Below are 19,721 nucleotides of genomic sequence, written 5' to 3'. Positions count from 1 at the left end.
GTTTAATGATTTTAAAAGAGCAGTACGATTCGTAATTGCATCGCATAAAAACAATTCATATTTTTTTCTGCCAATGAATCGAGCATCTCGTGAGCATTTATATCCTCGTCGATGGTATAGATTTCAATGTTCAAACCTAAGAGATCGCAAAGCAAGTGCGCTTTCTCAGTAATACTAGGGTAGCCGACAATGACGAAGTTGTCTGTGTAATTTTCGGCCAAGCGAATGGCACTGTGAACATCGTAAATCGATAGTGAGACATCAATTACGGGCAAAGAAACCACTCTTCGGATCAGTTTTGCAGTCCCACCGCGAGAAATGATCGCATCGTATCCATCATTGCAAAGTTGCGTTGCCAATTTTTGCCCTTCCACCAAATCGGCCGTATAAATAGTCGTCTCGACTTCAGGGTATTGCTCACCAATAGTAGTCATTGAATAATTTAATTCTTCATAAGGTGCAATTCCTAAAATTTTCCTCTTCATTTTCTTCACCTTCAATAGTGTTTCATTTGTAAACGATAATATCACAGAAAAACAAATAGGTATTCGTTTTCATTTAAACTGTTTCGAAATTAAACGATTTTTCTTTTTTTTAGAATGTAACCGCTTATTTTTTGTCGCTATAATCAAACCAAGAAGTCCGAGGTGGTGAGTAGATGTTAAAGTTGTTAGTTATTGCAGACGACTTTACAGGAGCGCTTGATACTGGGGTTCAATTTTCTAGACAGGGTATTCAAACCTTGGTCTCGACGGAAGCACTTGTTCATTACGAGGATATTCCGCATGAGATGGAGGTGCTGGTTCTTAACACAGAGAGCAGGCACTTAAACTTTGACACGGCTTACGAAAAAACCAAAGCCATTCTAGAAGAGGCACAAGCTGCCGGAATTCCCTATATCTATAAAAAAGTAGATTCGGCATTGAGAGGAAATATCAGTGCTGAGATAAAAGCAATGATTGATACGCATAAGCAAGCGGTCATCCCGTTTTTGCCTGCGTACCCAGAAATGAATCGAGTGTTGATCGATGGTCATTTATATATTGATGATGTCTTGGTTACAGAAAGTGTTTTTGCAGATGACCCATATGAACCAGTAATAGAAAGTAGTGTGATACAACGATTAAAGACGGAAGCTGACATCGAAGCAGTACTGGTACAAAATGATCGATTGCCAAACATGGGTGTAGCAGTCTTTGATGCCCAGACAGACGAGATGCTGGCAAAACATGGCAGACAGCTGAAAGAAAAAAAACTTCTGGGACTGACAGTCGGATGTGCTGGGTTTGCAAAGACTTTGGCACATGAACTGTTTCCAGAAGGGAGTAAAGTCCAGTTGCAGCTTGAAAAACCGATCGTGGTCATCTGCGGCAGTGTGAACCCGATAACGAAGAAGCAGATTGCTTATGCGCAAAAGCGCTCCCCACGCATTTCTTTGTCGGCAAAGCAATTGTTGGATGATACCTATTGGGAGAAAGAAGTGGGACATCAAGAGGTAAGCGCCTATCATGAGCTGTTGAAAAAGGAATCCCTGGTCGTTTTTGATACCTGCAGCGATCAAACGACTGCGGAGCTTCTTACGCTTAGCAAAGAGCTGGGACTGACTGCAAAGGAGTGCCGCTTTCGCATAGGAGAGGCACTGGGGAAATTGACAAAAACACTTTGGTCTCAGCAACACAAAAACACATTTCTATTTACAGGTGGAGACACCTTGTATCAAGCGATGAGGGTTTTAGGTGTGACCGGTATCAGACCTTTGACGGAACTCAAACCTGGCGTGGTTTTGTCTGTGGTGGAGTGGAATAACAAAGAAATGCAAGTGATCACAAAATCCGGTGGTTTTGGATCAGAAACCTTATTTGAAGAAATCAAGCAGTATTAGACAATCAAGGAGGAATGCTTCATGTTAACAGATTACAGTTTAAAAATGCCGAAAACGATTTATGCTGGAGAGCATGCAATTGAGCAACTGAAACCGATCATCAGCAGCGGAGTTCAGAAAATCGTTCTTTTTACAGATAAGAGTCTTCTTGCTTTAGGGTTGGCAGACTTGCCGATTCAATTCATGGAAGAAGCTGGCATCGATTATACGATTCTTGCGGATATTCCAGCAGAACCGAATTATCACGAAGCGCAGGCCGTAGTGGATGCTTTTAAAAAAGAGCAAGCGGATTTCATCATTGCTGTTGGTGGCGGATCGGTCATGGATGTTGCGAAGCTGGCATCGATTTTGGCGACTGACAAGTATACCATCAAAGATTTGTTGGCTGATCCGTTAGCTGCAAAAAAACAAGTAAGAAGCTTGATGATACCGTCAACAGCCGGCACGGGCGCAGAAGCGACACCAAATGCCATAGTGGGAGTACCGGAAAAAAACTTAAAGATCGGGATCGTCAATCCGGAAATGATTGCTGATTTTGTTCTGCTAGATGGTCGGATGATCAAGGATTTACCCAAACCAATTGCCGCAGCTACCGGTGTGGACGCCTTATGTCATGCAATCGAATGTTTTACCTCAGCAAAAGCCAATCCAATCAGCGACACCTTTGCTCTAGAGGCTCTAGACTTGATTATGAATCATATCATTGAAGCCTGCACAAACCCAGAAGCGCTTGAAGCTAAGCGCAGCATGCTGTTAGGCTCCTTTTACGCCGGTGTTGCGATCACTGCGTCTGGTACGACAGCTGTCCATGCGCTGTCTTATCCGTTGGGCGGAAAGTATCATATTGCCCATGGAGTGTCCAATGCGATTCTGTTAACACCAGTGATGAAATTTAATGAACCTGCTATCAAAGAATTGTTGGCTGATGCCTACGATCGCGTGATTCATGATGGGGATCAAACCCTCTCTATCGATGAAAAATCAGCGTTCATGATCAACAGATTAGAAGACATCGTTCGCATCTTAGAAATCCCGACAAGCCTAAAAACTTTCCATGTGCCAGAAGAAGATTTGGAAGGTTTAGTGGCGGCAGGTATGGAAGTAACCCGTCTGCTTGTCAATAACAAACGGGAAGTGACACCTGAAGATGCTCGAGCGATCTATCAGCAAATCTTATGAGTCAGTGTTGGAAAGGAGGATGAGTATTATGAAGAAAATTATCGGCATTACTATGGGGGATCCTGCTGGAATCGGACCTGAGATTTCTCTTAAAGCTTTTGCAAAACCGACCATTTACGATCATTGCCGTCCACTTTTAGTTGGTGATCGGAGCGTCGTGGATCATTATTTAGCAAAACATCCTGAATTAGCACTAAAAGTAAATGTTATCGATCATCCCAAAGAAGGGAATTATACCTTTGGAACAATTGATTTGATTGATCTGGAGATTGTAGATATGGCAAATTTTCCTATCGGAACAGTCTCCAAAACAGGCGGAGATGCCGCCTTTCAATACGTCAAGAAAGTCATTGAGCTAGCATTAGCTGGAGAAATTGCTGCCACTGTGACGAATCCTCTCAACAAAGAAGCGATGAATGCGGCGGGACATCATTGTGCAGGTCATACAGAGATCTACGCCGATCTGACTGGTACAGACAAATATACGATGATGCTGGCAGATGGGAATCTGCGAGTCGTTCACGTATCAACACATGTTTCTTTGCGGGAAGCTTGCGATCGTGCAACGAAACAGCGCGTGCTGGATGTGATCCGTATCGCAGATAAAGCTTGTAAAGATTTGGGGATCGAAGAGCCACGGGTCGCGGTTGCTGGGTTAAATCCTCATTGCGGAGAAAACGGCTTGTTTGGTCGGGAAGAAATCGAGGAAATCAATCCTGCTGTTGAAGCAGCTAAAGCAGAAGGTATCAATGTTTCCGGTTCACTGCCAGCGGATACGCTTTTTTCAAAAGCCAATGGGGGTATGTATGACATTGTTGTAGCGATGTATCACGATCAAGGACATATTCCATTGAAATTATTAGGGTTCGTTTATGATCAAGAGGCACAAACTTGGCAAGCAGTAGAAGGGGTCAATATCACCTTGAATCTTCCGATTATCCGAACGTCGGTAGATCATGGGACTGCCTTCGACCAAGCTGGCAAGTGGACTGCCAGCGAAGCCAGCTTAGAAAATGCCATCGACTATGCGATTCGCTTGGCTGAGCATACTAAATAATAGGACAAACAATTCAAAATAAACAAAAACAAAGGGGAGAAGTATGGTGATTCAACTAGAACAAGTTCGTCAATCTGAGCCGAATGGGATCATGTACCGAGATGCATTTCTAAATATTGATTTTGGGCTGATTCCTACCGGCGGCAACAATACGGCTCATGCGCCGGCTTTGATCGAAACCGCAGATAAGGGGATGCTATGTGCGTGGTTTGCTGGCAGCTTTGAAGGAAGTGGGGATATCTCGATCGTGGTTTCCAAATTAGATCCCGCGACTCAAAAATGGTCTGATCCAATCACTGTTTCGAAAGGTATCGACCGAAGCGAACAAAATCCTTCTTTTTTCCGCGCACCAGATGGAAAGATCTGGCTGATTTATACCTCTCAGCTCAGCCGACAAGAAGGCAAAGACAACATGCAGTTTACTTCGATCATCATGGTCCAAAAGTCAGCTGATGAAGGGCAAACTTGGGAAGACCCCGAGGTTCTATTTGAGAAAGAAGGCACCTTTGGTCGACAAGGGATCCAAATTTTGAGTAATGGCCGCTGGATATACAGCACTTGGCTGTGTGAAGATTCTGCCGAAGGTTTGACGAATGATCCAACAGAATTTCAAGTATCGGATGATCAAGGAAAAACATGGCGGGCTGTCCGAATGCCGGATAGCAGCGGACGCGTCCATGCCAACGTCGTAGAGGTAGAACCGGGACATTTGGCAGCGTTTATGCGGAGTCGATTTGCCGATTTTGTGTACACCAGTGAGTCCTTTGATTTTGGTGACAGTTGGTGCGTGCCTGTGGCCACGGGACTACCGAATAATAATGCAAGTGTTAGTGCAATCAAACTGGCTAGCGGTGAGATTGCATTGGCGTACAATCTTAATTCTGCGCCGAATGCGACTTTTGGTAAAGTTGCTTGGCCGGGACTGCGCAATCCAGTGGCTGTCTCTGTAAGTGAAGACGTTGGCAAAACATGGCCGATTGGCCGGATTTTTGAAGCCGCAGAGGGATATATTGGGACGGAAAACAAAACCAATAATTCACAATATGAATACCCAACGATCTATCAAGACAAAGAAGGGCTTTTGCATCTAGTCTATGCCTATCGAAATCGACTTTGCGTAAAATATATCCGGTTTACTCCTAAAGAGCTATTCGGAGAAAAGCGGGAAATGATGGGGGTGTATAATCCGACCTCCGGTGAAGGGGTTGAGAAGGCAAGTAGTTGACGATAGAGGTGTCTTAGGCTGTTGCCAATCATTAAGAAAAGCATCTATCAGTCAATCCATTCGAATGAAAACGTATTCTAAAGGAAGAAAAGGAGTAATCACAATGAAATCAATTGAACTAAAAGGAATTATCAGCCCTATCCTAACACCTATGTACGAAGATGAGAGTATCAACTTTGAAGAGTTGCGTCATCAAGTAGATCGAATGATCGATAACGGAATTCATGGTATTTTCCCGTTTGGAACAAACGGCGAAGGTTACATCTTATCTGCAGAGGAGAAAAAGCAGATCTTAGAAGTCGTTGTAGACCAAACTGCCGGTCGGGTACCAATCTACGCTGGTTCCGGTGCGATCTCTACGAAAGAAACGATTGAACAGAGCAAGATGGCGCAAGCTGTCGGAGCAGATGTTTTATCGATCATTACACCAAGTTTTGCAGCAGCTAGCCAAGAAGAAATCTATACCCATTACAAGACGGTTGCTGAAGCTGTAGATTTGCCAATCGTCCTATATAACATTCCAGCTCGGACAGGAAATGCCATTGCTCCAGCCACCGTTGCCCGTTTGGCACAAATTGATAACATCATTGGTGCCAAAGATTCTAGTGGGAATTTTGCTAATATTCTAGGTTATATCGAAGCCGGTAAAGTAAAAACAAACGGAACATTTTATACGTTGTCGGGGAATGATCAGCTGATTATCTGGACGTTATTAGCAGGCGGAACCGGCGGTATCGCTGGTTGCGCGAATGTGTATCCGAAGACAATGGCTTCTATCTATGATCTTTTTGTAGAAGGGAAGATCGAAGAGGCGAAAACGGCAAATGAACGCATTCAAAACTTCAGAAACTGCTTCAAATATGGCAACCCGAATACGATTGTCAAAACGGCCGCTGCTTTACTTGGCAGCAACGTTGGAAAATGCCGCGCGCCATTCAATCAGATCCCAGACGAAGGGATCGCTGCATTGAAAAAAGTATTAGCAGAAGACAAAGAAAAAGGTCTGTGCTAACAGGCAAAAACGACAGTGGATGGCTATAAATGTAAGCATGATGGATAGGCGGACGAATCATCCGCTTATCCGACAGCTTGCAGCAAAAATAAAAATTAGGAGGATGTTATGACTATTCAAATGATGACTGCACTAGCTATTACCGTAGTCATGATTATTTTGATCATGATTGAAAAAATTCCCTTCGGGGCGGCGCCCTTATTTGCTTGTTTATTATTAGTTATTTTCGGTATTACAGATATCAAAGGTGCCTTTGCGGGTTTCTCAAATTCAACGATCATCATGTTGGCGGAGTTTATGGCCATCATCGCCGCATTGGAGAAGACTAGTTTCATCGTCGTCTTTAAAAAAGCGATGTTTTCTATGGCCAACAAAGGCGGCTTCAAATCCTATCTTTTGATCATTCTTGTCGTGATGTTAGGTGGTAGTTTGTTTGGGACGGGATCAACTGCGTATTATGTATTGACATTAGGGTTGTTGTCCACGTTGCCCTATTCAAAAAAATTGCCGCCGTCAAAAGTCATTATGACTGCCGGGTTTGCTACTAATCACCCCTTGATTCCTTTTAATACAGCGTTGCAGTATGGGATCGTCATTGCTGTGTTAAATGCTGCAGGAATCATGGCGGAAGTTTCTGTCTTCAAATTTGCAATTGTCAATTTATTTTTGTCGATCGGCTTCTTACTCAACTGTATCATCCAATATAAGTTTCTACCTGACCATCCTACATCAGAAGACTCGCAAACAGTGGTGTCAAATGATGGACAAGCACCTGCTTCGCAACTGCCACGATGGAAAGAATTGACTACCTATGGCGTATTTGTGTTTGCTGTTGTCGGTATGCTGTTGCAAAGTCAAATTGGGGATGCAGGCTATGCGATGGCCGGTCTATCCGTTGCGGTGATCTTACTGATCGGTGTTTTGGATTTCAAAGAAATTCGGGATGCGATCAGTGCACCAATCATCTTAATGTCTGCGGGGGTCATCGGTGTTGCTGATGCTCTGGGAAGTACTGGTTTAACGAATTTAGTCGGAACGACTGTAGCAGATATGCTGGGTACAAATGTGAATCCTTTCGTGATGATTTTTGCCTTTTGTGTTCTGACCAGTCTATTAGCGACGCTGACGGGTTCGACGATCGGTACGGTCTACGTCTTTACGCCGTTGGCAATTGCTACTTGCACGAGTTTAGGATTGGATCCGACTGCTGCTGCTTGTGCTATCGTCATCTCTGGCTGGTGCGGCCATTTCTTACCGATTGACGGTATGCCGGCGATGATATTAGGGACTGGAAAATACACGGCGGTTCAATTTTGGAAGTTTACCGTTCCGCAATATTTTATTCGACTGGTCTTCTTGACTGTCGGATCGATCTTAATGTTCCCAATGTAAGAGGGCAAAAAACTACTTTGAATGAGGTGTAGAAAATGGAAAATAATTTTGAATTAGAACACATCGGTATCAATACTGCGAATGAAACACAAGCACTAGAACTTGCAGAACAACTGAGCATGATTTTTAATCTAATCCCCCGTCATGGACAAAAATCAGAGTTTGCTGGCGATTATTTTGAGTGTATGAAGGCGCCTTTTTTAGGAACAAACGGTCATATCGCCATGTGTACAGCCGATTTGGAGAGTGCTGTTGCGGAACTTGAAGCAAAAGGGCTGGCGTTTAATATGGATACAGCAGCCTATGATGAAGAGAACAAATTGAAAAATATTTATTTGGCAGATGAGTTTGGCGGATTTGCTATCCACATTTTAAGAAAGTAAGACGTTCTTTTTCGATTTTTTCTGGTCAAGTGAAAGTCATAGCAGGCTGAATCTCCATTCTGCTATGACGTTTTTTAATAAATTCAAAGAAGGGCGGCCGAAAAAAGAAAGAAAACACCGGTAATCAAAGAGGAGTTGAAAACAATGGACTTATGGTTTACTCAAAGGAAAGAAGAAGTTTTGCGTGCATTGGATACCAATGAAAAAGCTGGCTTATCCACTCAAGAAGCGCAACAGCGGCTGCAGTCTTTTGGCAGAAATGAATTAGAAGCCAAAAAGGGCGAAAGCCTATTAAAAAAAGTGATCGATCAATTAAAAGATCCGATGATCATCGTTTTGTTGATTGCAGCATTTTTATCCTATGCTGCTAGCGGATTTGAAGATTGGATCGAGTCAGTGATCATATTGCTGATTGTTGTGATCAATGCCATCATTTCGATTTCGCAAGAAAATAATGCCAATAAATCTTTAGAGGCTTTGCAAAAGATGTCAGCACCATTAGCAAAAGTGATTCGTGACGGAAAGCGAGAACAAGTAGATACCGCGTCGCTAGTGCCGGGAGATATTATTGAGTTGGAAGCCGGCGACTTGGTACCGGCAGATGTCAGAATCCTTTCAGCGGCGAACTTAAAGGCAGATGAATCAGCTATGACAGGTGAATCTGTTCCTGTCAATAAAAAAGCGCTGGAAGGACTGCCGCAAGAGACGGTGCTAGCTGATCGCAAAAATATGCTGATTTCCTCAACGGTTATTACAAATGGCCGTGCTGTGTGCGTAGTGACGAATACGGGGATGAAAACAGAAGTCGGAAGAATCGCGAACTTACTGATTTCAGAAGACGAGAACATCACTCCGTTACAGCGTAAAATGGCTGAAATCTCAAAATTGCTATCGATGATCTGTTTAGGAATCTGCATTTTAATGTTTATCGTCGGGATTTTGTACGGTCGCCCGATTTTGGATATTTTTATGATGGCAGTCTCGCTGGGGGTAGCTGCGATTCCAGAAGGATTGGCTGCAATCGTAACGATTGTATTGGCGCTGGGTGTACAGCGGTTAGTCAAGCGGCACGCAATCGTTAAAAAACTGCCAGCAGTTGAGACACTTGGTGCAGCTTCAGTGATCTGCAGCGATAAGACCGGGACATTGACCCAAAACAAAATGACGATCGTGGAAACTTTCCTTTATGATGACCATCCAGTTGACAAGTTGTTGACGATTGGGGCACTGTGCAATGACTCTAAACTGGTCAGCAACGGTTCTAGTGATTTCCAAGTATCCGGTGACCCTACCGAAACAGCTTTTGTAACGAAAGCCTATGAAGAAAAGCTGGACAAAAATGAACTGGAAGCAAAATTTCCGCGAAGGGCAGAAATCCCTTTCGATTCAGAGCGTAAATTGATGAGCACCATCCATCAAACAGAAAACGGCTTTCGGGTGATGGTGAAAGGTGCCCCCGATGTTTTGCTGAATCGATGTCTGCTTTCCAAGACAGACGCGGAACAAATATCTGCGAAGAATGCTGAGATGGCATCAAAAGCTTTACGGGTTTTAGGGGCTGCTTACAAAGATATCGCTGAAATTCCACAAGATTTAAAGACAGAGGACATCGAAAGTGCGTTGACTTTTGTTGGGTTAGCAGGAATGATTGATCCACCGCGTCAAGAAGTCAAAGAAGCAGTCGCACAGTGTTATGAGGCGGGAATCCGACCAGTCATGATCACAGGGGATCACAAGTTAACGGCGGTTGCGATTGCCAAAGAGTTAGCTATTTATCGACCAGGTGATCGAGCGATGACGGGTACAGAGCTAGATCTGGTCCCACAAGAGATTTTGGAGGAAGAAGTAGGCAATTATTCTGTTTATGCGCGGGTTTCGCCTGAACACAAGATGCGGATCGTCAAGGCTTGGCAAGCAAAAGGAATGGTCGTTGCGATGACAGGCGACGGGGTGAATGATGCCCCAGCACTGAAAGCTGCGGATATCGGCTGTGCGATGGGAATCACAGGAACCGATGTAGCTAAAGGGGCAGCCGATATGATCTTGACGGATGACAATTTTGCCACGATCGTTCATGCAGTAGAACAAGGGCGAGGGATTTATGCCAATATTAAAAAGTCTATCCAATATCTGCTGAGTTGCAACATTGGGGAAATCATCACGATCTTCGTTGCTACCGCACTCAATTTCCATCAAATGCCGCTAGTTGCGATCCAACTACTTTGGCTGAACCTTGTCACAGATTCACTGCCTGCATTAGCATTAGGGATGGAGCCCGTTGAGCCAGGTGTCATGCAACAAAAACCACGGGATTCCCGAAAAAGTATTTTTGCAGACGGTTTTGCCGCCAATATGATTTTTTACGGTGTATTGGTAGGGGCAATCACATTAGCTGCTTACTGGCTGGGAGAATATGTCTTGTCTGATCCGAATATCGCAGATGGTACGGCAAATACAATGGCTTTTGCTACTTTAGTTTTTGGTGAACTGACACGAGCTTTTGCTGTTCGCAGTGAGACCCGCTCTATCTTCCGAATTGGGATTTTCTCAAATAGTGCAATGAATAAAGCATTTCTGGTCAGCTTGGTCTTGCAATTAGCTGTATTATTTATTCCATTCCTGCAAGATATTTTCAAGGTGCAAAGCCTGACAGGCATTGAATGGACGATTGTCATTTTGTTGTCACTGATACCGTTGATCGTTAGTGAGATTTCTAAAGCTTTTCGTTTTAAGGAAGTGCAGACCGCCGTTGCTAAGTAAATTTCTCTACTAGATAATAAGTTGGTCCCTTCTCTAAGAAGCTAATCAGAGAGGGGACATTGTTTCGTTCCTAAGAAAAACGCAACTGGCGGTCTGCTTGCGAATGAAGCTCAGTTTATATGGACAGCAATAGGCGTTAAAAAAACTCCTGTATATGAAAAAAGCGCTGCACGCGTTGGAAGCGCCCGATGGCAGATGTTCTTGATTTATTTCATGAAACTCTATGAAAAACCAAAAAATTCGATATAATAAGATAACTTATGGTTTAGGAGGAGTATTTTTTTTCAGGAAAGACTTGCTTTCATGGAAAAAAATCAGGGAGAAAATGAAGAATAAAGGCGTTTATTTTGGGTTGTCTGCCTATGTATTATGGGGCTTGGTCACACTATATTGGAAAATAATCGTTGGGGTTTCCCCGTTAGCCACGATGTGCTACCGAATCGTGTGGTCCTTTGTTTTTATGGTGTTGTTTATCGTGCTTTCCGGGAAGAAAACGCAATTTTTACAAGAAGCGCGTCTGCTGTGGAAGAACAAAGCATTTGCTGGACTGATCGTTTTAGCGTCTGTGCTGATTTCCATCAACTGGTTCACTTTTATCTTCGCGGTGAGTGCGGGCCACGTGATGCAAGCCAGCTTAGGCTATTACATCAATCCGCTAGTCAATGTCTTGTTAGCAACCGTTTTTTTGAAGGAACGACTTAGTCGTACTGGCATGCTGGCGTGTCTGCTGGCAAGTATCGGGGTGATCTTATTATCGATCCAAACAGGAACGATTCCTTATGCCTCACTGATCATGGCCTTTTCCTTTAGTACGTATGGCTTGATCAAAAAAAGGATCCCCATTAGTTCGGTTACTGGGTTAACGATCGAAACGATGGTGATTTTCCCCTTTGCGCTCGTGTATATTTTAGGATTTTCAACCGTCGGCTTTATGAATTATCCCTTGCAAACCAATCTCTTATTGATGGGTGCCGGGATCGTGACGGCTATTCCGCTGTTGCTGTTTGCGGAAGCCGCGAAAAATGTTTCTTACATTACGCTTGGGTTTATTCAATACGTCAACCCGACGATCATGCTTTTGTTGGCCATCTTTTTGTTTCACGAAACCTATTCACTGGCCCAATTTTCCGCCTTTGCGTTTATTTGGCTAGGGATCGCGGTCTTCACCTATGGTACGTTAGGCACGGCTATGAAAGAGCGGCGCATGGGACAGCAAAGAAAGCAACTCTGATACATCAGGAATGGCTGCAGCTGAGCCGTTCCTTTTTTTATTAAAAAACAACTCAATTTAGATAGTGAAGGATGTTGCAAGGAGAATTGTTCAATGGTATAACAAAGGAAAAGCACGTTGCAGAAATTCTGATTGAAAAGGGTTGCATCTGCCACAGGGGTGTGTTATTATTCTTTCAGTTACAAGGATTGTTACTGTTCGGCAGGCAAAACCAGAATTGACCGTAGCGCGCTAATGGGGAGATTCTAGGTTTTTTTATTTTGGAGTGAGGGAAAACGATGGTTATTGGGAAAATATTAAATAATAATGTCGTCATCTCGACCAATGATGCCGGTCAGGAAGTGATCTATATGGGTCGTGGCATTGCGTTTAAGAAAAAGGTCGGCGATCCAGTGGATGAAGCCTTTGTCGAAAAAGAATTTGTGTTAAAGGATACGTTTACCGCAAATCAGTTTCAGCAATTGTTTTCAGACATTCCTGTGGAAGAAGTCGAAGCCGTCAAGCAAGTGGTGGATGATGCAGAAGCGTCATTGGGGATCGAGCTGTCGCCAAATATTTATTTGACACTGACCGATCATATCCATTATGCGCTAGTTCGGGCACGTGAAGGCATTGAGCTGCCGAATCCATTGTTGTTTGAGACCCGCAAATTTTATCCGAAAGAGTATGCGGTTGCAGCAGATGCCGTTGCTTATTTTGAAAAAGTCTTCGGGATTTCATTGCCGGAATCGGAAATTGGCTTTATCGCCTTTCATATCGTCAATAGCGAACAAGCAAATGGTACGATGGAAACCACGATGCAAGCGGTAGAGATCGTTCGTGACGTATTGGCGATCATCAGTCGTTTTTATGGACGAGTCTTTAACCCAGATTCCTTGAACTATCAACGGATCACCACGCATTTACAGTATTTTGCGCAGCGCTATTTAAGCGATGAACTTTCGGGGGAAAAAGATGAATTTTTATTTGCCCTTGTGCAATCGAAGTACCCTAAAGCGTTTCAAACGGTTCAACGGATCAACGAATATTTGATCAAAACCTACGACAAATCGATCGGTGAATCAGAAATGATCTACTTAACGATCCATATCGAACGTGTCGTCAATGATCAAACCAATTAACATTCAATCATTAACGGATTGTTACTGTCAGGCAGGCAATACCCAGATTGAAAAGACAACAGTCAGCGAGGAAAAGACTCGTTGGACGGTCGTTTTTTCAATCTGGTTTTTTTTATTAAAAAAGGAGTGTTGAAAAAATGAGTTCAAATAAAGAAATTGCCGTTCGCGTCCTCGATGCGGTGGGCGGCAAAGAAAATGTCAATAGCGTGGTGCATTGTGCGACCCGCTTGCGTTTCAAATTAAAAGATGAGAACAAAGCGGATACGGCACGCTTGAATCAAGACGACGACGTGATCCAAGTCGTTCAAAGCGGCGGACAATACCAAGTGGTGATCGGCAGTCATGTCAGCGACGTTTACCGTGAATTGAATGGAGTAGCGAACTTCGATGGTGAAGCAGACAGCAAAGGCGACAAAGGCAACCTGTTGAATCAACTGGTGGATATTATTTCGTCGATCTTCACGCCGTTTTTAGGCGCAATGGCAGGTGCCGGGGTCTTAAAAGGATTCTTGACGCTGGCAGTCACCTTGAATTGGTTAGCAGCTGATTCTGGGGTCTACACCGTATTGTATGCGATTGCCGATGGGTTGTTTACCTATTTACCAGTGATGTTGGCTTTTACTGCAGCGAAAAAGTTTCGCACCAATGAATTTCTAGCGGTTTCCTTAGCGATGGCGTTGGTTCATCCAGACATTACCGCTTTGGCTGGACAAACCTTGAGTTTCTTAGGCCTACCGGTCATTATTGGTGCTAGTGCTTATACGTCTTCAGTCATTCCGATTATTTTAGCGGTCTTTTTACAAAGCTATGTGGAGCGTTTCTTTAAAAAAGTCATTCCTAGCTTCTTACAGATCATCTGTGTACCTTTAGCGGTCTTCTTGATCATGGCGCCATTGACCTTTATTGTCGTCGGTCCACTAGGAACGATTTTAGGAAACTTGTTAGGTAGTGCTTACGACAGCATTTACCACTTCAGCCCACTGATCGCTGGTGCTGTTATGGGTGGTTTATGGCAAGTCTTTGTGATGTTTGGCATGCACTGGGGCTTTGTGCCGATCATCATGTTGAATCTCAGTCAAACCGGTGTCGATACCATGGTACCAATGCTGTTGCCAGCTGTCCTTTCTCAAGGTGGTGCAGCGCTAGCAGTGTTCTTTATGACAAAAAATGTGAAATTGAAAGGCTTGGCCCTTTCTTCAACGATCACCTCAATTTTTGGGATCACAGAACCGACGGTGTATGGGGTAACCTTGCCATTGAAAAAACCATTTATCGCCGCGTGTATCAGTGGTGCCATCGGGGGAGCCTTCATCGGCTTCAGCCAAGTCGAAAACTATACCTTTGGGTTAGTCAGCTTACTAAGTCTTCCTTCCTTTATCCCACAAGATACGAAAGATCTAAGTGGTCTGATCGCAGCTTCCATCGGAACGGCTATCGCTTTTGGCGCCGCGTTTGTCTTGACCTTCTTCTTACGTTTTGAAGATCAGCCAGCAACCGATGCCAGTGCAGCACCAGCAAAAGAGCCAGCAGCACCCACAGATAGTTCGTCTAAAGAACGAGTGATCCTCAGCAGTCCGTTAGAAGGCAAAGTGGTTCCCTTAGCAGAAGTCAAAGACCAAGTCTTTTCTTCTGGTGCATTAGGAAAAGGCATCGCCATCGAACCGACCGTCGGGGCTTTGTATGCGCCGGCAGATGGCACCATCACGACGCTCTTTCCTACCGGCCATGCTGTTGGTTTGACCACTACGGATGGAGCAGAAGTCTTGATGCATATTGGTATGGATACCGTGGAACTAGATGGCAAAGGCTTTGAGGTCTTTGTTAAACAAGACGATCAAGTCAAACGCGGTGATTTGTTGGTGAAGTTTGATCTAGATACGATCAAAGCTGCCGGCTTATCCACGATTACACCAATCGTTGTGACGAATACGCCGCAATATTTAGATGTGATGGATATGAATCAAACCGATGTCTTGCAAGGAGAAGACTTCTTAGCCATCGTAAAATAAGCAAAAGAAACCCGATCCTCGACTGAATATCAGCAAGGATCGGGTTTTTTGTAAGAAAATAAGGCGCAGTTGCCGGTCTCGCTTGCCTTCTTCGGTGGAGAATGCTTGTCACAGCGCTAGTTAAGGGCAAGACCAACATCAGGAACGCGTACTCAGGGAAAATCCGAACATTCTTATGGGCTGCTCCTTATACATGGCTTAAATTTTCGGCAAGCGACTCTAAAGCGGGGAAATCGAGAATTGCATAGCCCTGTTTTTGTTTTTCGATCAGCTTGTCTTCACGAAAGCTGGTAAAGGTTCGCAGCAGGTGGCGATAGCTGACATTCAAGATTGCGGCACAGGTGGTTAACTGAAAGGAAAAGTGTTGGTTTTCTTGATGCGCAAGAATAAATTTGGCCAACCGTGTCTCTACAGGTTCCGTCAATGAATTCGCTAAGTTGATCCCCGAATTCAAGCGGGAACTGAGCAACTGACAGATGGTTTGCAAAAAGCGGACGTCTTGTTGCAAGGTGCTGCGGTAGCGATTCAAAGGGATGCAGACGCAGACGCAAGCAGAAGCGGCTTTGACACTGCTTTTCGGCAAGAGTTCCCATAAAGAGGAAGCTTCCCCTAAAGGTGCAGCCGGCTTGGCGTAATCAATACAAATCGTTTGGGTATCCGAAGAGAAGGAATAGACCATCACGGTTCCTTCCACGAGAAAATACAAGTATTCAGAAGGCGTGCCCGTTCGAATCAGGTGCTCTTCTTTTTCAAAGGAATGCAAAGTGGCCATCGCTAACAAATCATTGTCCATATAAGATTGCAGATCGTATGTGTCAATGTAATTACTGAGGCGTGCGGTATCATCGATTTTTTTCATGGGAATCAGCCACTCCTGAATGGTTTTCTTTAAGTATAGCTTAGTTCCCCTTTTGACTCAACACGAACGATAAATAAAAACTAATGTAAATTGTATGTAAAAATAAGGTAAAATAGGACATGTGTCACTTCATTTTGAAGGGATACTTGGTATGATTTGAATGTAAGAAAGCTTCAAACCATTAGGAGGAGAAAAAATGCCATTGAAACGAATTGTTAAAGGAATGTTAGGAATTGCGTTAGTTGCAGCATTGACCGGCTGTGGGAATGGGAGCAGCAGCAGCGACAGCAGTGCCGCAGCCGAAAAAGAAAAGCTGGTGGTACAATTCGTACCGACCAATAATGACGGCTCGATGCAAGCCAAAGCAAAACCGTTTGCTGAGTATTTATCAAAAAAATTAGACCGTGAAGTAGAAGTAACGTTAGCAACGGATTATTCGACGATCGTAGAAGCGATGGCTTCTGGACAAGTTGATTTAGGGATCATGCCGCCAGCCGCTTATGTTCAAGCCAAAGACATGGATGCAGCCGAAGCGATTTTGACTTCTCAATTAGGTGCTTATGATCCAGAGACCGGCTTGCCATTAGAAGGGGAAAAAACCAATACCTTCAAAGGGGAGATCTTGGTACGTGCGGATAGCGATATGACAGAATTGACGGACTTAAAAGGGAAAAAAATCGCTACATTGAGTCCGAACTCTGCCAGCGGCTATATTTACCCAGTTGCCGAGTTGAAAGATGCAGGAGTTGATCCAACGACGGATGCTACATTAACGACGGTGAACGATATTCCAAGTGAGATCACTGCAGTCTTGAATGGTCAGATGGATGCCGCCTTTGTGTTTCAAGGGGCACGGAATGTCTTTGCTTCAAGCTTCCCAGATAACGATTTATTCGAAGATCTAAAAGTTCTTTACTTAACCGAAGGGGACATCCCGAATGACGCCATTGCCGTTCAACCGACGATGGATGCTGAACTAAAAGAGCAGATCAAAGAAGTGTTCTTGAATATGGCAGACGATGAAGAAGGCGCCGAAGCAATGAGCTTGTGGGGACACCAAGGGTATGAAGAAGCAGCTGATTCTGCTTACGATACCATTCGCGACTATACTAAACGAGCAGCAGAGTAAAAAATCAGGGATTGCGGTAGAAGGATAACGGGACACGGAGATGTGCAGCGATTTACTAGGGGAATAGGTGGAATACGCAGTATCAGTGCATTTTTTAGTGAGATAGACCGTGACCGATTGGGGAAACTTTGCCGCGGTCCCTACATAATGGAGAAGACAGATGATAACTTTTGAGAATGTATCCAAAGTCTACCCGAATGGGGTCAAAGGATTACAGAACATAGATGTAACGATTGAACAAGGAGAATTTGTGGCAATCATTGGTTTGAGCGGTGCTGGTAAGAGTACCTTTTTGCGCTCGATCAATCGCTTAGTGCCAATCACTGAAGGAGATATCCGGGTAGATGGCAAATCAGTCACGAAAGCCAATAAAAAAGAATTGCGCTTGATTCGCCGACAAATCGGATTGATCTCCCAAAGCTTCAATTTGGTCAAACGTAGTACTGTCCAAAAGAATGTGCTATCTGGTCGTTTGGGGTATTACGGGACATGGAAAAGTATTTTAGGGTTGTTTACGAAAGAAGACTACGAAAGAACGAAAGAAGCACTAGCGACTGTCGGCTTGTCAGACAAACTGCAAACGAGAAGCGACCAGTTGAGTGGTGGGCAACAGCAGCGGGTATCCATCGCTCGTGCCTTGGTCCAACAAGCACCAGTGATTTTAGCAGATGAACCCGTGGCATCGCTAGATCCCATCACGACAGAGAAAGTGATGGAGGATCTGAAGAAGATCAATCAAGAAATGGGCAAAACGATTGTCATCAATCTGCATTCGATTCCCTTGGCTCGTCAGTATGCGACAAGGATCATTGCCTTAAAAGCAGGTGCAATCGTTTTTGACGGCAACGCAGCCGCTTTGACGGATCAGCGTTTAGAACAAATCTATGGGAAAGCAATTTTTGAAGAAAAGGCAGGAGAAATCGATGAAACTGAAAGAAACAGTTCATTTTAATTGGTACAAACACCTGCTGCTGATTCTTTTATTGCTGCTCTTTTTTCAAAGCAGTGCCTGGATCACGGGGGCTGATTTTGCCCAAGTGTGGTCGAATCGAAGCCAGATGACGGCTTTCATGGCTCGCTTTTTGCATCCGGATTTTAGTTATTTACCACAACTGATGATGCCCTTGATCAAGACATTGCAGATGTCCTTTTTAGGCACTGTTTTAGGAGTAGTCGCAGCGATACCGGTGAGTCTGTTGGCGACGACAGTCGTGACAGAAAGCCGGTGGGTCTCTGTGCCGATGCGTTTTCTCTTAGGTCTGGTGCGGACGATCCCCAATTTATTGTTGGCGGCATTGTTCGTAGCGATTTTTGGGATCGGTGAAGCCACTGGTGTTTTGACCATCGCGGTCTTTACCTTTGGGATGGTTTCACAGCTGATGTTCCAAGCAATCGAAACCATTGATTTTGCGCCAATCGAAGCAGCGGCGGCGGTAGGGGCAAATAAATTTCAAGTGACTGTTTGGGCGATCATACCTCAAGTCATCAGCCAGTTTGCCAGCTATACTTTTTATGCCTTTGAAGTCAATGTTCGAGCTTCGACGGTGTTAGGATATGTTGGTGCCGGCGGGATCGGGGTCATCTTGAACGCCTCATTGGCATTGTTGAATTATGAACGGGTCTCGATCATTATCTTGACGATTTTGCTAACGGTAGCGATCGTTGATTTTCTAAGTGAGCGGGTAAGGAGGTCATTCCTATGATGATCAGAGAAGTGAAGAAAACGACTTGGCTGTTATGGGGACTCTTTGCTATCTTACTGGCATTATCTGCAGCGACGCTGGATTATTCCGGATTGAGTACTTTTTCCTTAGCGATGGGAAGAGATGTCCTGCAAGGGTTGAGTCAGCCAGACTGGTCTTTCTTTTACGACGGTAGCGGGGAGGATCTGTGGAGCTTATTGTTACTGACGATCGGGATCGCCTGTCTAGGAACGATGATCGCAACAGTCTGCGCGATACCGGTGACCTTGCTGAGTGCCGCCAACCTATGGGCTTCTGCGCCGTGGGTCGCGAAGATCGGCAAAATGATCTGCAATATCTTGCGGGCATTTCCAGAGCTAGTTTATGCGATTATTTTTGTCCGTGTGGTAGGTCCGGGACCTTTCGCTGGGGTTATGGCGATCGGTGTCCACCAGATCGGTATGCTGGGCAAGCTGTTCACGGAAGAAATGGAAGCCATGGATGAGCGCTTGACGGAAGAGATGCAAGCAGTTGGTGCCAACTTTTGGCAAACGATGTTTTTCGTGCGGGTTCCTTATTTAGCACCCATCTATAGTTCCTTTGCGTTGAATCATTTTGAAATTGCGGTCCGCAGTGCGGCAACGTTAGGGTTAGTCGGTGCCGGCGGGATCGGTGCACCATTGATTTTTGCTATTCAAACCAGAACCTGGAGCAAGGTAAGTATTATTTTGTTGGGCGTCGTTGTGACCGTCTTCTTATTAGACCAGTTGACTGGAATCATCAGAAAGAAATTGAGATAA

At 44.4% G+C, this 19,721-nt stretch carries 17 protein-coding genes; 15 read left to right on the top strand and 2 right to left on the bottom strand.

Features of this window, described 5'->3' with window-relative positions; genetic code table 11:
* Nucleotides 1-11 precede the first annotated feature (11 nt).
* Nucleotides 12-485 (bottom strand): PrpR N-terminal domain-containing protein, encoded by a 474-nt coding sequence (locus tag IGJ12_RS15650; protein ID WP_430619178.1) that lies wholly within the window; start codon nt 483-485, stop codon nt 12-14.
* Between the two features lie 173 nt (nt 486-658).
* Between IGJ12_RS15650 and IGJ12_RS15645 the strand changes: the two genes are divergently transcribed.
* From IGJ12_RS15645 to IGJ12_RS15595, 11 genes are all read left to right on the top strand, one after another.
* Nucleotides 659-1,882 carry a four-carbon acid sugar kinase family protein gene (locus IGJ12_RS15645; protein WP_430619177.1) on the top strand — a complete coding sequence of 408 codons (1,224 nt, stop codon included), beginning with the start codon at nt 659-661 and terminating at the stop codon, nt 1,880-1,882.
* A 21-nt stretch (nt 1,883-1,903) separates the two neighbouring features.
* Nucleotides 1,904-3,061, top strand: coding sequence for an iron-containing alcohol dehydrogenase (locus IGJ12_RS15640; RefSeq protein ID WP_430619176.1), 1,158 nt, complete (start codon nt 1,904-1,906; stop codon nt 3,059-3,061).
* A 25-nt stretch (nt 3,062-3,086) separates the two neighbouring features.
* Nucleotides 3,087-4,118, top strand: a complete 1,032-nt coding sequence (gene pdxA / locus IGJ12_RS15635) for a 4-hydroxythreonine-4-phosphate dehydrogenase PdxA (RefSeq protein WP_430619594.1) — start codon at nt 3,087-3,089, stop codon at nt 4,116-4,118.
* A gap of 43 nt (nt 4,119-4,161) precedes the next feature.
* Nucleotides 4,162-5,343, top strand: coding sequence for a sialidase family protein (locus IGJ12_RS15630; RefSeq protein WP_430619175.1), 1,182 nt, complete (start codon nt 4,162-4,164; stop codon nt 5,341-5,343).
* Between the two features lie 103 nt (nt 5,344-5,446).
* Nucleotides 5,447-6,355, top strand: coding sequence for a 4-hydroxy-tetrahydrodipicolinate synthase (gene dapA, locus IGJ12_RS15625; protein WP_430619174.1), 909 nt, complete (start codon nt 5,447-5,449; stop codon nt 6,353-6,355).
* A gap of 108 nt (nt 6,356-6,463) precedes the next feature.
* Nucleotides 6,464-7,747 carry an SLC13 family permease gene (locus tag IGJ12_RS15620; protein ID WP_413132644.1) on the top strand — a complete coding sequence of 428 codons (1,284 nt, stop codon included), beginning with the start codon at nt 6,464-6,466 and terminating at the stop codon, nt 7,745-7,747.
* A gap of 35 nt (nt 7,748-7,782) precedes the next feature.
* Nucleotides 7,783-8,130: a 2-dehydro-3-deoxyphosphogluconate aldolase gene (locus tag IGJ12_RS15615; RefSeq protein ID WP_413132645.1), complete on the top strand. Its 348-nt coding sequence runs from the start codon at nt 7,783-7,785 to the stop codon at nt 8,128-8,130.
* A gap of 144 nt (nt 8,131-8,274) precedes the next feature.
* Nucleotides 8,275-10,890, top strand: coding sequence for a calcium-translocating P-type ATPase, PMCA-type (locus tag IGJ12_RS15610; protein ID WP_430619173.1), 2,616 nt, complete (start codon nt 8,275-8,277; stop codon nt 10,888-10,890).
* Between the two features lie 325 nt (nt 10,891-11,215).
* On the top strand, nt 11,216-12,121 hold the full coding sequence (rarD, locus tag IGJ12_RS15605) for an EamA family transporter RarD (RefSeq protein WP_005230654.1): 906 nt from the start codon (nt 11,216-11,218) through the stop codon (nt 12,119-12,121).
* 278 nt (nt 12,122-12,399) lie between these two features.
* Nucleotides 12,400-13,242 (top strand): BglG family transcription antiterminator LicT, encoded by an 843-nt coding sequence (gene licT / locus IGJ12_RS15600; protein WP_005233287.1) that lies wholly within the window; start codon nt 12,400-12,402, stop codon nt 13,240-13,242.
* A gap of 137 nt (nt 13,243-13,379) precedes the next feature.
* Nucleotides 13,380-15,251, top strand: a complete 1,872-nt coding sequence (locus IGJ12_RS15595) for a beta-glucoside-specific PTS transporter subunit IIABC (RefSeq protein ID WP_008380211.1) — start codon at nt 13,380-13,382, stop codon at nt 15,249-15,251.
* Between the two features lie 187 nt (nt 15,252-15,438).
* Here the strand turns inward: IGJ12_RS15595 and IGJ12_RS15590 are convergent, their stop codons facing one another.
* Complete coding sequence (locus IGJ12_RS15590) at nt 15,439-16,110, bottom strand: cyclic nucleotide-binding domain-containing protein (protein WP_005233292.1); 672 nt, start codon at nt 16,108-16,110, stop codon at nt 15,439-15,441.
* Nucleotides 16,111-16,306: 196 nt separating this feature from the next.
* Here IGJ12_RS15590 and IGJ12_RS15585 point away from each other — a divergent pair, with 196 nt between their 5' ends.
* From IGJ12_RS15585 to phnE (IGJ12_RS15570), 4 genes are all read left to right on the top strand, one after another.
* Nucleotides 16,307-17,239, top strand: coding sequence for a phosphate/phosphite/phosphonate ABC transporter substrate-binding protein (locus tag IGJ12_RS15585; RefSeq protein ID WP_008380209.1), 933 nt, complete (start codon nt 16,307-16,309; stop codon nt 17,237-17,239).
* 160 nt (nt 17,240-17,399) lie between these two features.
* On the top strand, nt 17,400-18,191 hold the full coding sequence (gene phnC / locus IGJ12_RS15580; protein WP_005230661.1) for a phosphonate ABC transporter ATP-binding protein: 792 nt from the start codon (nt 17,400-17,402) through the stop codon (nt 18,189-18,191).
* Nucleotides 18,163-18,942: a phosphonate ABC transporter, permease protein PhnE gene (gene phnE, locus IGJ12_RS15575; RefSeq protein ID WP_008380208.1), complete on the top strand. Its 780-nt coding sequence runs from the start codon at nt 18,163-18,165 to the stop codon at nt 18,940-18,942. Before phnC ends, phnE (IGJ12_RS15575) begins: the two co-directional genes overlap by 29 nt.
* Entirely contained in the window at nt 18,939-19,721 is a 783-nt protein-coding gene (gene phnE / locus IGJ12_RS15570; RefSeq protein ID WP_429967437.1) for a phosphonate ABC transporter, permease protein PhnE, read from the top strand. The genes phnE (IGJ12_RS15575) and phnE (IGJ12_RS15570) overlap by 4 nt, the downstream gene beginning before the upstream one ends.

Source organism: Enterococcus sp. DIV0802b, assembly GCF_050543535.1.
Classification (GTDB): Bacteria; Bacillota; Bacilli; order Lactobacillales; family Enterococcaceae; genus Enterococcus_D; species Enterococcus_D entomosocium.
The sequence above is the reverse complement of the archived record's forward strand: the minus strand, read 5'-3'. Positions and strand labels throughout refer to the sequence as shown.